Source organism: Pseudoalteromonas sp. SS15, from assembly GCF_049257195.1.
Classification (GTDB): Bacteria; Pseudomonadota; Gammaproteobacteria; order Enterobacterales; family Alteromonadaceae; genus Pseudoalteromonas.
On the sequence record NZ_JBMMUD010000011.1, the window covers coordinates 38,041 to 55,150 of the forward strand.

17 protein-coding genes are annotated in these 17,110 nt (G+C 40.2%); 1 reads left to right on the plus strand and 16 read right to left on the minus strand.

All coding sequences use genetic code 11. From position 1 onward, the window contains the following. Positions 1-497 precede the first annotated feature (497 nt). A complete protein-coding gene (locus AAEU28_RS18810) occupies positions 498-902 on the plus strand; it encodes a DUF2306 domain-containing protein (RefSeq protein ID WP_421965477.1) in 405 nt (134 codons plus the stop codon). Between the two features lie 237 nt (positions 903-1,139). On the opposite strand, the gene AAEU28_RS18815 is transcribed toward AAEU28_RS18810, so the two are convergent. The 16 genes from AAEU28_RS18815 to AAEU28_RS18890 form a co-directional block, all read right to left on the minus strand. Next, positions 1,140-1,712, minus strand: coding sequence for a DinB family protein (locus tag AAEU28_RS18815; protein WP_421965478.1), 573 nt, complete (start codon positions 1,710-1,712; stop codon positions 1,140-1,142). Positions 1,713-1,785: 73 nt separating this feature from the next. Further along, on the minus strand, positions 1,786-2,568 hold the full coding sequence (locus tag AAEU28_RS18820) for a class II aldolase/adducin family protein (protein ID WP_421965479.1): 783 nt from the start codon (positions 2,566-2,568) through the stop codon (positions 1,786-1,788). Between the two features lie 39 nt (positions 2,569-2,607). Beyond that, positions 2,608-2,763 (minus strand): hypothetical protein, encoded by a 156-nt coding sequence (locus AAEU28_RS18825; protein ID WP_157599100.1) that lies wholly within the window; start codon positions 2,761-2,763, stop codon positions 2,608-2,610. A 24-nt stretch (positions 2,764-2,787) separates the two neighbouring features. After that, on the minus strand, positions 2,788-3,543 hold the full coding sequence (locus tag AAEU28_RS18830) for a 4'-phosphopantetheinyl transferase family protein (RefSeq protein ID WP_421965480.1): 756 nt from the start codon (positions 3,541-3,543) through the stop codon (positions 2,788-2,790). 12 nt (positions 3,544-3,555) lie between these two features. Further along, positions 3,556-4,326 (minus strand): outer membrane lipoprotein-sorting protein, encoded by a 771-nt coding sequence (locus AAEU28_RS18835; protein WP_421965481.1) that lies wholly within the window; start codon positions 4,324-4,326, stop codon positions 3,556-3,558. Further along, on the minus strand, positions 4,319-5,533 hold the full coding sequence (locus tag AAEU28_RS18840; protein WP_421965482.1) for an ABC transporter permease: 1,215 nt from the start codon (positions 5,531-5,533) through the stop codon (positions 4,319-4,321). Before AAEU28_RS18840 ends, AAEU28_RS18835 begins: the two co-directional genes overlap by 8 nt. Beyond that, entirely contained in the window at positions 5,533-6,228 is a 696-nt protein-coding gene (locus tag AAEU28_RS18845; RefSeq protein WP_421965483.1) for an ABC transporter ATP-binding protein, read from the minus strand. The genes AAEU28_RS18840 and AAEU28_RS18845 overlap by 1 nt, the downstream gene beginning before the upstream one ends. A gap of 5 nt (positions 6,229-6,233) precedes the next feature. Beyond that, on the minus strand, positions 6,234-6,761 hold the full coding sequence (locus AAEU28_RS18850; RefSeq protein ID WP_421965484.1) for a hypothetical protein: 528 nt from the start codon (positions 6,759-6,761) through the stop codon (positions 6,234-6,236). A gap of 300 nt (positions 6,762-7,061) precedes the next feature. Next, positions 7,062-7,850 (minus strand): LytR/AlgR family response regulator transcription factor, encoded by a 789-nt coding sequence (locus tag AAEU28_RS18855; protein WP_421965485.1) that lies wholly within the window; start codon positions 7,848-7,850, stop codon positions 7,062-7,064. Beyond that, entirely contained in the window at positions 7,834-8,883 is a 1,050-nt protein-coding gene (locus AAEU28_RS18860; RefSeq protein WP_421965486.1) for a sensor histidine kinase, read from the minus strand. Before AAEU28_RS18860 ends, AAEU28_RS18855 begins: the two co-directional genes overlap by 17 nt. Positions 8,884-8,887: 4 nt before the next feature. Next, positions 8,888-10,072 carry a hypothetical protein gene (locus AAEU28_RS18865; protein ID WP_421965487.1) on the minus strand — a complete coding sequence of 395 codons (1,185 nt, stop codon included), beginning with the start codon at positions 10,070-10,072 and terminating at the stop codon, positions 8,888-8,890. A 169-nt stretch (positions 10,073-10,241) separates the two neighbouring features. Beyond that, the gene (locus AAEU28_RS18870) at positions 10,242-12,371 is read right to left on the minus strand and encodes a peptidase domain-containing ABC transporter (protein WP_421965488.1); all 2,130 of its coding nucleotides are present in this window, start codon (positions 12,369-12,371) and stop codon (positions 10,242-10,244) included. Between the two features lie 47 nt (positions 12,372-12,418). Beyond that, positions 12,419-13,663 (minus strand): HlyD family secretion protein, encoded by a 1,245-nt coding sequence (locus AAEU28_RS18875; protein WP_421965489.1) that lies wholly within the window; start codon positions 13,661-13,663, stop codon positions 12,419-12,421. 143 nt (positions 13,664-13,806) lie between these two features. Beyond that, on the minus strand, positions 13,807-15,168 hold the full coding sequence (glmU, locus tag AAEU28_RS18880) for a bifunctional UDP-N-acetylglucosamine diphosphorylase/glucosamine-1-phosphate N-acetyltransferase GlmU (RefSeq protein ID WP_421965490.1): 1,362 nt from the start codon (positions 15,166-15,168) through the stop codon (positions 13,807-13,809). Between the two features lie 210 nt (positions 15,169-15,378). Continuing rightward, positions 15,379-15,606 carry a hypothetical protein gene (locus tag AAEU28_RS18885; protein WP_421965491.1) on the minus strand — a complete coding sequence of 76 codons (228 nt, stop codon included), beginning with the start codon at positions 15,604-15,606 and terminating at the stop codon, positions 15,379-15,381. A gap of 64 nt (positions 15,607-15,670) precedes the next feature. Beyond that, positions 15,671-17,056 carry a S41 family peptidase gene (locus AAEU28_RS18890; protein ID WP_421965492.1) on the minus strand — a complete coding sequence of 462 codons (1,386 nt, stop codon included), beginning with the start codon at positions 17,054-17,056 and terminating at the stop codon, positions 15,671-15,673. Positions 17,057-17,110: the final 54 nt, after the last annotated feature.

Genomic DNA, 17,110 nt, shown 5'->3' on the forward strand with positions numbered 1-17,110 from the left:
CATATGTGATTTGACTTCTTAAGCTTGAAATCAAGTGTTTTTCTATTCATTTTCTTGAAATTCATCTTAACTTTGAGAGGTAACGAGGGAGTAGAAGCGCAAAAAAACGCGCTGCTAATTGAATTACCTGTTTTGCTAATGAGTTGGCGAGGATAAACGTGTTCTTTAAGGCAAACACACTTTATCTAATCGATATGTAAAACGAACCTGTACTGGCCAGATCTAAGATTTGGTTAAATGCACGCTGTATCTGCAAGCATATGCAAGGAATCTTTTTGTTATTATTTTAATCCGCCTTTTATTTTCGGCTAAAGCTTCCCAGGTTAAATATCTAAAAAGGCATAGTAAAGTAAAAGCGATCTATTAAGTGTTTTACTCTCTAAAGTAAGGACTTAGAGTAAATCAAAGGCGCTCAATACCCACGCCATTTGTACCTTTAAAAGAACACAGTAACTCGATACTATAAATAGATAAAAATAAACTCTAAGGAATAGTTAATGAATATTGGTATCTTATTGAATGCCTCTCACCCCATACCCCTTCACTCTTTTTTTGCCATAGCTGCACTCATTTTTGGGGCTGTTCAACTCACTAGACAAAAAGGTACACGCGCGCACAGAGCATTTGGGTATTTGTGGGTAACATCTATGGTAATTGTCTGCTGCTCTAGTTTCTTTATTAAAACCTTGCAATTTGACTTTTTGTTTGGCTTTAGCCCAATTCACTTGCTAAGTATTTGGACTTTAATTTCTATGTACTTAATGATTTCTCATGCTAGGAAAAAGCAAATACCTCAACATAAAACATGGTCAAGAAATACCTATTTTCTATCTCTCGTCGTCGCTGGCTTTTTTACTTTTTACCCTGGCAGGATCATGTATAGGGTTTTCATGGGAGCCTAGATTAAGTATTACCACCTGTTGCTATGCTTAAACACGCTCTTTGTGATGTACGCTTTTGTAAAACCAGCTCTTTTGATCGAGCAGTTTAAACAAACCTGTCTACTAAACCACGCATAGCAACAAGAGAATGGATCTAAAAAACTGATAAGTAAGGATAAATTTAGGTGATACTCATTTTTATGTTTATCACCTAATGAATCGTATTTAAACAAGATGACGACACGTAATAAAAGTTTTCTACATGTCGAAATAAGGAATTTTAGGAGAGTGTCCTAACAATCGAGCATACTGGGCTAAAGCACCTCTATGGTGAGCAGTATGATCTAACATGATTTCTATAATGTCTTCTGCACAAAAGAAGTCTGGCACTAATGAGTTTTCACCGATCGGCTGTTGTAACTCGACTTCCGATGGGATAGCAAAAGCATCACTTGCATATGCCATTGTCTTAGAGAAAATCGCCTTAATTTCTTCCATGTTAACTTCTTCATCAAACTGCTTCTTGTCAGCATTTTGAGTCCACCTCATATCCGTCACAGCGGTACTGGAACCTAACCATACTTGTCCTGGTCTAAATGAAGTATGAGTGATTTTTGAGGTAGACTCTAACGTTGCTAAATAAGCACTTACAAATAGCTCTATTGCTCCGACCGTATGCATAACCTGATCTTTTACAGAAAGCATATTTTGCTGCGGCCTAAAGTTTGAATCTTCATCATTGAAAGCACTCAAGGTACGAAGAAAAAATTCATTATGCATATGAAATTTAATTCTAAAGACATTATTCTGAAAGGCTTTATGTTCTGGCATCTCAATCCTTAAAATATCTAAATGAATCAAAAACTGGCTATAAAGTGTGGCAATACAGCCAGTTTTATCTTTCTTAATGGAATAAATCTGGCTGTTGTTTCGAGATAGACTCGTAGAGTGACATGAAGTTGAACCAACCTGTACGCTCTCGACCAATTAATTTCTGAGTCTCTTTTGCGACCGAATCCTCTATTAATTGCGGTTTGCCAGCTGTTTCAGCAAGTAGTTGAACCTGGCATGCTCTTTCTAGTGAAATATACCACCAGCAAGCAGATTCAATACTTCTCCCAACTGTCAACAAGCCATGATTTTGTAATATCATGGCCTTTTTTCGCTGTAAGGCTTCAACAATTAATTCACCTTCCGATTTATCCAGTACAACGCCGCCAAACTGTTTGAAGTTCACACAATCATTATAGAAAGCGCATGAATCCTGAGTGATCGGCAGCAGCTCTTTATTCAAGGTAGAAAATGCTTTGCCATACGTAGAGTGCGCATGTGCTGCAGCAACAACATCTTTTCTATGCATATGAATATGCGAGTGAATAGTAAAAGCAGCACCATTTAACAACCCTTCACCCTCTACCACATCACCTTTGTGATTTACCAAAAGTAAATCTGAAACTGCGATGTTTGAAAAGCTTTTACCTAATGGGTTAACCCAAAAGTGGTCTTGGTACTTTGGATCTCTGGCAGTAATGTGGCCAGCTACACCTTCATCAAAACCATACTGACCAAATAATCTAAATGCTGCGGCAAGTTTATTTTTTCTATCTTGCCTGATCCCTTCAATGGATGTGCTTAACCGGGTCGGATAGCCTGGGTTTTGAGCGTTCATTACAAGTTGATTCGTCATGACTCTTTTCCTTAAAAGCTCCTTAAATGTATTCTCAAGTTACTTTTTCTTGCATAGCACAAAACTACCGCAACCCGTATCTGTCGGAGATGGCAAGTCTAGTGAACCACCAGCAACTTTTGCGGTTAATTTATCTATATTAAAATCTTTTACATTCAGATTCTTAAGTACTTTTTTATTCAGTTTAGTTTTCATTATTTTCTCCTGTTGGTTGATTTTTTATGCAGCCTGAGCTTCAGGCACATTTGGTAAATAGTGGAAACTGCGAAACTTAATCGCGGTATTTTTTACGTTTTTGTCATCTAATAAAGTAACAGCCAATCTGTGCTGTTTAGATATAGGCCAAAGCCAACTAAAGAAGTGACCCGATACCTTTGTTAGTTTCAAGCCATCAATACAGAAACTAGAAACAGGGTCGTTTTGCGAAAAAGAGACATTACTTAGCTTTGTGGTTAGTCCTTTTCCCGTTGCCTTTATGAGTGACTCTTTCAATGTCCATCGATCATAAAAGTATTGCTCTTGTTTAAGCTCAGATAATGCCTCGAATTCATCGTATTCACTTTCCGAGAACAGAGATTTAACCAATGCTTTGAGGTTGCGCTTAAAACGGATCCTTTCAATATCAATGCCGACGGGCTTGTCTTTACAAATGACACAAGCAAGAACATTGTCACTGTGTGATAAGTTAAACTCTAACTGATACCCTGCATTGGCAATCTCAGGCTTGCCATGCAAGCCTTGTCGGAATTCAATTTCGGTTGGCTGTAAGCCTGTATACTTGGCTAAAACAGCTCTGAGAAAAGCCCTTGATACCGTTTTAACTTTCCGCTCAGGGGCCCTTTTAAGCATGCTAATTTGCTGCTTATCTGATGCAGTAAGCAGCGTTTCCAGTTCGCTTAGTGCATTATTTTGTTCAAACAAACTTAGCGAGGTCTGCCATACGTCTATTTGATTGTTTGTTAATTGTAGTTCCAAAATTACAACCTCTTATTGCGTTAAGAGCTTATCCAAGTCGCTGCGAATTAAAATTTGTGGATTAAATAACTTGGGTGGCACTTTGATTGGCTTAATTTCATCGTAAGCAATCACAGTTCTTTTACCTGGTTGCATCTGATCTTGTAGAGACATAGCAACAACCTTTGACTTGCCATTTCTTTGCCCTCGATCAAACGTGGCCGTTTTCGCATGCTTACCAGAGCGAAGATATAATTCGGCTTTTAAAGGAAATAAATCGCTTTTATCAACCGTTAATTGAATCTTTTGATAACTGGCTTTGCTGGAATTAGCCGACAAGTTAAAGACAATTTCACTCTTATCAGATGAAAACGAACTCACCTGGTAATCCTTACTCCAGCTCAAAGTCGCAATATCTCCCAAAGAAGCTTCGCCTAATAGCTTTTGTAAAGGGGTAATGCGAATTGGTCTGCGGCTTCTTGGCATAAACATCCAAAAATCGCTCTCTTTCATCAATACTTTCTGGCCTTGCTCAGAGGCTGACCTGAATACAACCAGCGATTTCTTATTGGTAGATGAGTAGACGTCGTATTGTTTCTCATTCTTTAATGAGCCATTGTCATAAGCGCGAACGGTTGCTGAAATCTTGACTGAATCAGATTCACTGCGAAAAGCATCAACGCTAATTAATGAAAGTTGGGGGTCAAATACCTCACTATCCTCTTGATAAACGGCCTGTGCCATCGTTGATAAGGAGACCATAGAAATTACGCAAAAAGATATTTTGCTAATAAATTTAAACATGGCTTAATGCCTCCGTAATTGATTTAGAACTTCCTTTATGTGCCGCTTTAAAAGCTGCTAACACACATACCAACACCATGGTGAATAAAACGATACCTGCGATTTCCCATGAGAACGTTATCGTCAACGGATAACCTTTATTGCTGCCTGGAGGCGGTGGCATTTCTAGCCCTACGTACACCAAACCCCAAGCAATAAATGCTGATGCGATGATCCCTAAACTTGCACCTATGAAACCTATGATGCTAGATTCAAGCACAAAATTACGAATGATTTCCCATTGGTAAGAGCCCATCGCAGATACCGTGCCGATCTCTCTTGTTCTCTCTGTGACAGTCATTGCCATGGTGTTAGAAATTGAGAAAAAGACTAATAGCACCATGATCCCACCAAGTAAGCCGAAGATTCTGTTATACAAATCTTTTACTGATTGGTAGTAAAATGCACGCTCCCACCAAGGTGTAAATTGCAGAGACTGATCACGCTTTTGATAATCTGACACCTTTTGCTGGGTCTTATTTATATCGAATAAATAAACAGATAAAGAGCTTACTTTTTCGGTATAGAGAAGTGATTGAGCATCAGACAATTTGACGTATAGCTGGCGTTTATCTAAGTCAGGCACACCTGTGGTGTAAATGCCGCGTACAGTAAAATCAAAAGCGTTCAATGCCCCATCTGTGGTTGTAGACATCAGTGTAATGTAATCACCCACCTGCACTTTCAAGTTACGAGCAAGCTCTTTACCTAATACCACTTCAGCTTCTTCTTCATTACCGAAGCTTGAGAGCGCTTTGCCTTCTAACATAGTTAGGAAAGGCCCTTTCACCATAAACTCTTCTGGTTCAACGCCCAAACCAATGAAGATAGAACTCTTTTCTCCATTAGATACCAAACCATTAAAATTTATTCTCGGCAGAACACTTTTAATATCTTCATCTGATGATAGTTGCTCTATCAGTGTTTCAGTATCATCTAAGCCATACTGCAGGGGCGTGTCTTCCTCTTCTTTAAGGAATTTTTGGTGTGTAATGATAAAGTTGCCTTCATCTCTCGCCGCCTTTTCAGCAAGTGATTGATATGTAAATAAAGCAAACCCACTTGTTGTCAAAATCGCCGCAACAGCAACCGCTGCCACTAATATCGTGAGCAATGAGCGTCGCCCGTTGCGCCATACATTAAAGAATGCAAATGAAATCCAACGCATTATCCCGCCCTCCTTTGAGTTTCGTATGGGTTGAATGTAGATAAATTGCCGTCAGCAAGATTTAATACTCGATGACAACGTTCTGTCATTCGATGATCGTGCGTAGCAACGATAAATGTGCTACCAAGGTCATTGCCCAGATCACGCATCAAATCAATCACCATATTTGCAGTGGATGTATCCAGATTTGCAGTGGGTTCATCCGCAATGACAATTTCAGGTCTTTTAACTAGAGCTCGAGCAATTGCCACACGCTGTTGTTGGCCGCCTGATAGCTGATCAGGACGCTTTGATATATGATCTTTCAAACCAACTTTACTAATAATATCAACAACCTTATTCATCCTTTCTCTTTTGCTCATATTCAACATAAGAAGTGGATATTCAATATTTTCATACACTGACATCACAGGAATTAAGTTGTATCTCTGAAAGATAAATCCCAATTTTTCACGGCGGATTTGCGTCATAGCTTTTTTATCTTTGGGCACAGCTTGACCTGCAAGCCAAATATCACCGGTATAATCATCATCAAGTAACCCACATATATTAAGTAGTGTTGACTTTCCACTCCCTGATGGGCCACATAGTGCAACTGTCTCACCTTTTTCTATGTCTGCAGAAACACCTTTAAGCGCATCTACAACAACCTCTCCAGTACGATAAGATTTAACAATGTTAGAGAATTTAAGCATGACACCTATTCCTTTTCTGATTTTAAGAGCAGGGCAAATGTCTCTGATTTCTCTAACAATGATTTAGCTCTTGGCTTATCCTCTAATTTATCTGCAGCCATTGCCGCACAACGATAGGTCATTTTTTTAAGTTGATTATTTAACTTATCAAACTCACTGCGCTCTGCGATGACCTGTTTCAATAAGTGATCACCATGCTCCGCTCTGTTCATCATTTTTGGTACTTGCGAAAATGTACATCCAGCAGTGATATATACTCTGGCTTGCTGCGGGTAAGGGGCTTTCTTGACTTGTTTCACGGCTTTATTGAGCTTTGAAATACCCAGCTCTGCAAATTTCATTTTTTGCCAAGGTTGATTGGTATATCTTGCCTGAGTCGTTTCTGCACTGCCTAGCATAGCCAAAGTGATTGGCGAAGGCGCTTTTTCATTTAATTCTTTTAATGCGTTGATTGCATGTTGATTTTGCGCTTGTGAGCCAGCAAGTCCCGCTTGATAAGCTTTAATAACGTGAGATGGTATTTCAGCTGCCATTGTTACAGTACTAACTATCGAAGCGCCAAAAATAGCTTTTTTAAATATAGAAAGTGGCTTCATCGTCATAATCCTTCGTTGTTCCTGTTGATGTAGCTATCTTATGAAACAATTCAGGCTTGGTGTTGCCCAGGTGATAATCGGCAACATAGAATGATAAAAGGTAAAAAATAACGATAAACGACAGCTAGGAGCCAACAGAGTGAAGGGGTCGTGTTATGAAAGATAGGCACAAAAAAAGAGGCAGCTTTTAGTGCCTCTTTCTATTCAGTTGAGCGAATCTAAATAAAGGTGCTGCTTTTACATCTGTTTAAATAAGTGATGGTACTTCCTGCTTACTGATAGTTTTTCATTACTCCCCTTTAAGTTCACATAAACATGGCCTAACTCATCTTTTGATATATGCGCAATGGTATCTACCCGCACAATACAGTTGCGATGAATACGCCAAAAAACGTCGGGATCTAACTGGTTTTCTAAGACAGTAATCGCAGTTTTAATTAAATGCTTATTAAGTCCTACGGTTACCTCTGTGTATTTATTATCTGCAATGAAGTAGTCCACATCATCTACATCAACCATGTAAACGTCATTGTTCTTACTCGCTCTAATCCACTTTAGATACGTTTGTGATGAAGCATCTCCACTCTCTTGCATTAATTGAGAAAGCATTACCTGTAACTGAGAGTGTTGTTCGCTTTCAGAGTGCTCATTCGATAAAAGCTTTTGAATTCGCTGGACTGTTTTTATCAGCCTCGATTCTTCTAGTGGTTTTAATAAATAGTCAATTGCTTGGTTTTCAAAGGCAGTAACAGCATGTTCATTATAAGCTGTCACAAATACGATAACTGGAGCCTGCTCTGACTCAGATAAAATTCTAGACACTTCTAAGCCATCGATCCCTGGCATATTTATATCTAAAAACAATACTCTAGGGCTGAATGCTTCTGTTAGCTCTAGCGCTTCTTCTCCATTTGCAGCCTGACCTACAATATCGATTTCAGGCCAGACATCTTCTAACATCATTTTTAGATGTGCACGTAAAATTGGTTCATCATCTGCGATCACTACTTTAACTTTGTGAGACATTTAATGGCACCTCCATTGTCACAACCACTTTCCCCACTTGGCTGTTGTCGTATCTCAAACTAGCTTGGCCCTCGTATAGCTGTTGCAACCTTGTTTTCACATTATTCATTCCTACTTGAGTTCCCTTACGATTGCTGCCATCAACGGGTACATTATTTGTAATGCTGATTACTAAGTTACTTTCTTCTTTTTCAACCGATAATGTCAGTTCTCCACCGCAAGTTAACTGCTCTATGCCATGCGTCACAGCATTTTCAATCAATGGTTGCAATAACATAGGAGGGAACAAGATATCATCGGTAATTTTATCGGTAACGTCATAGTTAATTACCAACCTATCACCTAAACGAATTTTCTGTATAGCGAGGTAAGCTTTGTTAAAACGAAGCTCATGGCCTAATGTTAGCCATTCAGATCGGGTTCTATCTAAACTTTGTCGCAATAAAGCCGTTAATGCGATTAACATTTTATTCGCTTGCTTGGTATCAACCGCGATTAATGCCTGAATATTGGCTAACGTATTAAACAAAAAGTGAGGTTCAATTTGTGACTGCAGAAGTCTTAACTCTGTTTCGAGCAGGACTTTGTCTTTTTTAATCTGATCTAATTCAACTTGCGCCAATGATTGCTTTAAATCTTGCGCTTGAATACTTTGGTAATAAGTAAAGCTCACGACAACCATAATAAAGCTTCCGATAAGCAACATACCAACATATTGCTGCCAATCATCTACATAGCCCCCTGTACTTTTTACAACACCAAGCAGCAATGGGGTAAGCCCCCAGACGACAAAAGAGAAGGTAACCGCTAACAGAAACTGTAAAGATAGGTTCATTTGAGGATAGTGCCGCTTTAACCATTTTCGGCATAAACGAATACTAAACCCTATCCCTAATGAAATTAATATCGAAATAATTGGGTATTTTGCCCATCCAATAAAATGAATAAGTAGACCAAGTGCAATACAAACCACTGCTAGCTTAAGATTACTCATCCAACTTTCTGATCCTGAGAAAGAGTTGATTAGAGACATGAATTTACAACTTTATTTCTACACTAAGGTACCCTGTTTTTTGATAACTTAGTTGCTCATATATTGATTTATTCCCACCAGCATAAGATCTATATCCTAAGCAAAGTTGGGTGCTCTCGTATTTAGAGTAACATAGGCCTGTATCTATTAACATACTGTTATCACTGGGGTTCATTAACCATGTTACCTCTGGTTGCCAGATTGGATTTGACGATCTTAAATGCACCATTATATTGTCTCTGAATAAATTTTGGGTCGCAAAGTGAGCACGATAGAGGCTTAACTGATGTTCTGAAACGCCTTCATTGGCACCAGCAATCACTTCTCGCCACTGCTGGTTACTTGGGGCTCGACCGTCATGCCAATACTCAACTATCGCAGTAACACCAACCGAAAAACTATAATTCAGTCCAAGTAATGCCTGTAAGCTCCCTTTTTGCCATACCGTTTCAACATTATTAAACCCATGATACGCAGTTACAATTGGCGTTCGATGTCGTTGCTGCCAAATAAACGATCCATGTAGCTCTAGACTATTTCCTATGACCGTCTGTGCACTGCCTCCCACTCTAAACCCTAACTCATTATCATAGTGAGCAACCGCTTGAGCTTCATAACCATCAAAGAATTGATAATAACGACCACCACAACCATGCCCTGGCTTAACTTTTTCACCTCTTTCAAGATACTCAACACGTGTTTCATTACAGATAAAAGTGACATTTCCTGACTCTGTAAAATAGTCCCCTGTAACCATTAATGTACCTGGAGGGACCGCTGTATAAATGGCTAAAGAGTCTGTTGGTGAGAACATGTCTAAAGGCCTAAAACCATAACCAACATCCCAGTCTAGTTTCTTCTTTCCAGCAGATAAGTACCAGTTTTTTATACTAAAGTCATAATATGCTTCAGATATTGTTAGCTTAGTTTCGCTACTGCCGCCCATTTTATTGATACTTGCTGTTGCCGCTAGGCGTAGCCCATCACTTTCAGCACTCATATCTAAAGCCGAGAAAAGTGATGAAGTATTATCAGTTGCAAAAATTGGTTGAGACGTCGCTTTTAAACTCTGACCATGAAAACGAACTCGACTATCTAATTCTAAATTTTCTAAAAATGTCTCTGCACTTACCTCTGCAGCTAGAATTAAGGCAATTAAAAGAAAAGCTTTGTTATATACACCAAACACAATACCAATCCTACTCAAGTATTTTTAAACCAGTTTAAAAGGATCTACTGGCTGAAGTAGCTCAAGTGATAATTGGTGATATATCCTGATGAAAGGACGTAATTGTAGATAAAATGAAAGATAAATATGCCAGCTGACAATCCAACATATTTATCATCTTCATTTTAGTTTACGAGGTAGCCTCTATTTGATTTTCTGTTAGAGGTTTAACTAACTTAATTTCTCTATCAGCAGACGCAATCGTTTCTTTTCGGTGGGCGATGATCACTCGGGTGATATCTAAACGAGAAACCGCCTCATTAATGTCAGCTTCTAAATTAGTATCTAAGTGGCTGGTGGCTTCATCCATAAACAAGATCTTAGGCTGTTTATATAAAGCGCGGGCAAGAATAATACGCTGCTTTTGACCCCCTGATAAGCTTGAGCCCATATCGCCAATTAAGCTGTCATAACCCATTGGCATTTGCGCAATATCATCATGTATAGCAGCTAACTGGGCACAATAGACAACGCGCTCCATATCAACGGGAGAATCAAAGAAAGCGATGTTATCTGAGACCGACCCAGATAAAAGCTCGTCGTCCTGCATGACCGCCGCGATTTGCTGTCGATATTGTCGCGCACCTATTTGCTCAAGCGGTACGCCATCAATCAGCACTTCGCCAGATTTGGCTTTATTTAATCCCAATAAGAGTTTTAGTAGCGTAGATTTACCACAGCCCGAGGGCCCAGTGATTGCCACCGACTCGCCAGCTTTTATCTTCAAGCTCAAGTTATCAAGTACATTCGGTGTTGCATCTGAATAAGCAAAGCTCACGCCTTTGATTTCAATATCACCTTCAATGCTATGACGTTTAATATTCGCAGGCTGTAAATCTTCTTTTTCAGTCAATGCAATATCCGCTATACGCTCAAAGTGTAAACCTAGCATTTTGAACTCAATAAACTTCTCAATGAGGTTGGCGGTTTTTTCCATAAACTGACGTTTATAAGACATAAATGCAAATAACATACCGGTACTGAATCCACCTTGGATCACTAAGTGTGCCGCCAAATAAACCACCACTATATTTTCGATACCAAATAAAGCACGGTTTATGGCTTCATAACCAATATTAAAGTTACCAATGCGAATATTTTGATTAATGGCATTGGCATAGCGGTTTTGCCATTGCCCTTCACGCTTAACCTCAGAGCCAAATAGCTTGATGGTTTGAATGCCTCGCACTGTTTCCATGAAGTTAGAGTTTTCTTCGGCTCGTGCCATAATTTCTTGCTCACTGATCGCACGGTATGGCTTATACATAGCTATTCGCACGCCGGCATAGGCAAATACCGCCACCAGCACCACCGCAGAAAGGGTTGGGCTATAGAAGAAGATCATCGCCAAGGTGATTATCGCCATTAGGCCATCAATAATGGCCTCAATAACCCCAGTGGTGAGTAATTGTTTAACCTGCTGTAGTGAACCAAAACGCGATACCACATCACCCATGTGGCGCTTTTCAAAGTAAGAAATCGGTAAGCGTACAAGGTGATGGAATAAATTGGCACCGAGCTGAATATTCATTTGATTACCAAAATGCAGCAAGGTAAAGCCCCGCAGCGCATTGGTGGCTATCTCAAACACTAACACCAAGAAGAAACCGACGGCGAGTACGGTCAATAAGGAGGTATCGCCTGTGAGTACAACATCATCAATGACTAATTGTATGTAATAGGGTGCAGCCAGGGTGAATACTTGTAACAGCAAAGACAGTAAGAAGATCAGCAATAAAGAACGTTTAAGACCCGAGATTCGGCTCCAAAAGTCAGAGAATCTGAGTGTGGGTTTACTTTCTTGTTTTTCAAAGTCTTTGGTCGGTGTGAGTTCTAGTGCAACACCGGTGAAATGTTTTGACGCTTCTTCAAGGGTCAGCGTTTTTTCGCCTTTAGCAGGGTCATGAATGACAATGCGCTTTTCATTGGCTTTCTTTAACACCACAAAGTGATTGAGATCCCAATGTAAAATACAGGGCGTTTGCAATGCGTCGAGATCTTCAAGCTCAATACGCAGTGGTCTTGTGCTTAACTTGAGTTGCTCTGCAAATCCCATAATATCGAGCAGCGTCGCGCCCTCTAGAGAAATGCTAAATTTTTGTCGAATAGATACCAAGTCGGTTTGATAGCCATGGTAACACGCCACCATGGCTAAACTAGCTAAGCCACACTCTGCGGCTTCCGACTGTAAAATAATGGGCAATGAGTTCCTTGACCAAAACTGTAGTTTGTTGACTACACTTTCATCTTCTTCATGCATCTTTTACTGCCTTATTATTGTTATACAAATAGTCTTGTGCTGAAAATTTACAGCTGACCTTTAATACTAAATACCGGATCAAATAACCAACGTAGAAGTGAACGCTCTTCGATCACGATGTCTGCGTCGAGTCTCATACCCGCTCTAAGTGGTGTTGCTTTTCCATAAGCTTGAATATCTTGTTCAGAGAGTGCCACAACCACACGATAAGCAGGCTCTGTCAGTACGCCAGGCGTTGAGGTCTCTTCAGGTAATATCACTGAATTACTGATTTCTTTGATGGTGCCATCGTACACCCCGAACTTTTCATACGGGAAGGCGTGGTAACGCAAACGCGCATTTTGGCCAACATCAACAAAACCAAATGCCGAAGTAGGCACATAGACGATTGCTTGCATTTCACTGTTTTCAGGAAGCACAGAGAGTAAGCTTTGCCCTGTTGCCACTGTTTTGCCTACTTTTGCAGTGAGGCCACTGACAATACCTGATTTAGGTGCTCTTAACTCACCTAGGCGCTGCTGCTCAATCGACGACAACTGCATTTTAAGATCGGCGCGCTGTGACTCCAATTGTGCAATACGAGTTTGCTGTTGCAAAGGTCGTTGCTCAATTTGCTTTTCGAGTTGCTGTAATTGACTAACCAGCGACACCCGCTCTGACTTGATACTCGAAGCCTGTTGTTGCAGCGACAACAAGGTATCTTTTTGCCTTTGCAGTTCTAACTCTGAAATATAGCCTGTGCCCTTTAAACTACCGACTTGCTCAACCATCTTCTGATTTAACATCAGTCGCTGTTTAAAAGTAGCTGCTTGGCTATCTAATTCAGATAAACGCTGCTCGAGAGAGATTCTCTGCAAATTCAACTGCTCAAGATCTAAGTTATCCTGCGCGATTTGCTGGGTGATCTGTCGCTCGAGTGAATTAAGTTGAAACTGGTATTGGTTAAGTAAAGCCTGATTGAGTTCTAACTCTTGGCTGCTGTGCTTCGCAGAGGCTATTCTCAACAGTGGCTCACCGGCTTCAACAAACTGACCTTCAGAAACCAGTACTTCTGAAATTAAGCCTGCTTGCGAGGCCTCAACACGTAAAAGACCGGCATCGGGTTCTATCACCCCACTCACACGCTCTTTTCGGGTGTATTGCCCAAGGCTCAAAAATACCAGACTGACAATGACGACCGTTAAGATCAACACTGTGAGTCTTCTAAAAATAGGTGGCTGAATAAGCGACACAGCTCCTTCTAGTCGATGTCGTTTATGCTCCAGCACTTCTTTGCGGAATAGACTGTCCATAGGTTACTTCTTATACGTTAACGTTAAATTAACTTTGAAATTCAATGTACCACTTTGCCCACCATAAAGAAATATATGTAGGGTGAAGGAAAGTAAAAGAGCGGCTGTTGCCGCTCTTTTTTCACTATGTCTTAGCCTTGATATTAGCTTTTCTTAACTGGGCGCTGCCAACCATCAAGATTGCGTTGCTTACCACGTGCTACTGCCAGTTGCTCGTCTTCTACCGTTGAAGTGATCACAGAACCTGCGCCGATTGTCGCAGTCGCACCAATTTGCACTGGCGCTACTAGAGAAGAGTTAGAGCCAATAAACGCGTTGTCACCAATGATGGTTTTTGATTTATTCACACCATCATAGTTACAAGTAATGGTACCTGCACCAATATTTACTTTTTCACCGACTTCAGCATCACCTAAGTAAGTCAGATGATTTGCTTTTGAGCCTTTACCTAAGCGTGATTTTTTCATCTCTACAAAGTTACCAATGTGAGAGTCTTCTTCCATCACCGCACCTGGGCGTAAGCGTGCAAACGGACCAAGTGTACATTTAGCAGCGACTTGCGCCTCTTCAATCATGCTGTTTGCTTTTACAACCACACCATCACCGATAGTACAGTTTTTAAGTACGCAATTTGGGCCAATGACTACATCGTCGCCGATCACAACATCACCTTCAAAGATAACGTTCACATCGATTTGTACGTCCTGACCTGTTTTTACCGTACCACGCACGTCGATACGAGCTGGGTCTGCAAGGCTTGCACCGTTGATCATTAACGTTTCTGCTTGCCATGCTTGGTAAGCGCGCTCAAGGGCTGCAAGTTGCACACGGTTGTTCGCGCCTTCAACTTCCATTGGATGATCTGGCTGAGCCGAAGTAATTTCAACGCCTTCACTGTGCGCCATGGCTACGATGTCTGTCAGGTAGTATTCGCCTTGTGCATTGTTATTTGAAAGGTTGCTTAACCAACGCTTTAATAACTCACCATTTGCCGCCATGATACCCGTGTTGATCTCTTGAATAGCTAACTGCTCAGGTGTTGCATCTTTTTGCTCTACGATACCCACAAGTTTGCCGTTTTCACGCAGCATGCGACCATAGCCTGTTGGGTCGTCAAGGTTCACTGTTAATACTGCTAAACCTTTTTCCGGCGTCGCGGCGAGTAACTTTTCTAATGTCGACTTTTTAGTTAGTGGCACATCACCGTATAAGATTAAAACCGTGTCATCATCTGCAATATGCTCTTTCGCAACTGCAACCGCATGACCTGTGCCTAGCTGCTCTTCTTGTAAAACCCAGTTTACTTCATTGTGCGAAAGCGCCGCTTGTAGCTGTTCACGACCATGGCCGTATACTAAGTTTGTTTCACGCGCACCGAGTGACACTGCATTGTCGATTACGTGCTGCACCATAGGTTTACCTGCAACCGGGTGAAGAACTTTTGGAAGTTTAGAGCGCATACGGGTGCCTTTACCCGCAGCGAGGATGATAGATGTAAGTGCCATTAACACAGAGTCCTTATTCTTTGCTTGTGTTTAAGTTTCATACATATTGGTTTGCGCTTACTTTAAACAAATCACGTCTTGTGCAAATGTATACTGCAAGTTGCAGCAGCAGAACAAACGATACGTATGAAGTTTGCGCTATTGTAACGCCTTACAAGCCGATTGATAAGCATAGAACGGCTTTAAACTCCGCTGAAAACAGTTAAATTTTTATTTCTGAGTTAACTCAGCTTTCTTTTTGATACCTTGTCCCCAATACCGATGAAAACAATAAACATTCACCATGGCGAGTATAAAAAAGAAAGGCAACATCTCGATTTTAACTGCCACATCAAAACTGTGGGTCTGATACCAGTCGAGTAAAGCGTTGTACATGATAAACATACCAAAATAGAAAAGTGACTCCCTCAATACTGATATAAAATTAGATTTGTACATGTTTTTCCTTATATATTTTAATTTATTTAGCTACGATCTCATTGAAACAAAATAACAGATCTATTTAATAAGCTTTAATGTGTGATGCTTTGCTAATCTCGTCTTTTATCTGCGCTAAGCAAGCTAACTTCACACAATGAGTATGCGGCGAGACCCCATGATACTGGCTAGTAGGCCAAATATCCGCGCTGGTATCTCTGTATGTATAGGTGGTTGGTATGCCAACCACTAGTTGAGAATAATTAAGCGTAATCAGTTTAGAGTTACCATAGTTTCTGAGGGCATTACCATATGCAACAGTGCCAAATATTCTCGCTTTCCCAGAGCGCTTCATTTGCCCTGCAAAAATGGCGGCTGACGACGCTGTGCCACCATCAATAACAATATATATTTGCGGCGAAGTTTGAATCTTAGTAACCCGTGTTCGCGCCTCTACATTTTCACAAATAGCGCTCAATTTTGGCTTAACTTCTTTATAAAAATAGGCGTCTTTAAAGCCACATTCTAAAAAAGCACTGGCTAAGAACCAAAATGGCGAACTACTTCTATTCAGCTCAGTCAGTTCTTTACTTAATTTTATTAATCGATTTTCGTGTGGCGATATATGCTTAAAACCATGTTTTGTAGTTAAAAACTCGAATAGTTTGGCTGTTTTTGCCACACTACCACCTCTGTTTCCTCTCAGATCTAAAACCAAATGTTGTTTTGAAAGCTTGTTAAATTCATTGAACAGTATTTGGGGATCGAGTTTTGACATCGACGAGATTTTTACATACAAAAAGTCATCATTTTCACTCATTAATACTGATGAAGATGAATTTGCTTTTGAGGCTAGAAAAGTGTGCTTTGCAGATGTCGTTGTTACCTCTATGTTATTATTATCTAATAACAGCGGCAGAAAATGTTTAGAATGAGCACTGATGTAACTGTCTTCTAAGTTCGCATTAAGCCGTGGGGTTAAGTCTTCTAATTCAAACCAAACTTTCTCTACAGGCATGCCATTTAAGTGTTTTATATTTCTAAGTATCTCTCCCGAATCTAACAGTAATTTGAACTCGTTCTGCGACGCTTTATGCAGCTCAAATGGCAGCGACTTTTTAAAGCCGCTCACGAACAAATGATCGGTACCAATAAAGTGAATGAGTTTTAGAGTAATCATTTTCAGATCTCGTATCGTGCAAGTATCAGGGCACACTTCATTCTTCAATTGTTGAGACTTACGTTCGATTTGTTCAGTAGAGACAAAGTTATCGACATACGGATGTAACACCCTTAAATTTGAAAGAAACTGGCTAATATCAGCGTCAATCTCTTCTCTAGTCAGCACTTTGTTATCGTTGGCCGCTTCAACGTCGTATAAACTAATGCTAATACTTCTCCCTGTCGCGATTAAATAAATTAAACCAATTAATGTTAGGTAACAGAAAATAGTCAGTTTTTTTCTAAGCATTAAACAAAACCTTCCTTGAAATAGTTACAGTAGTAACCTTGATTAAACGCATGG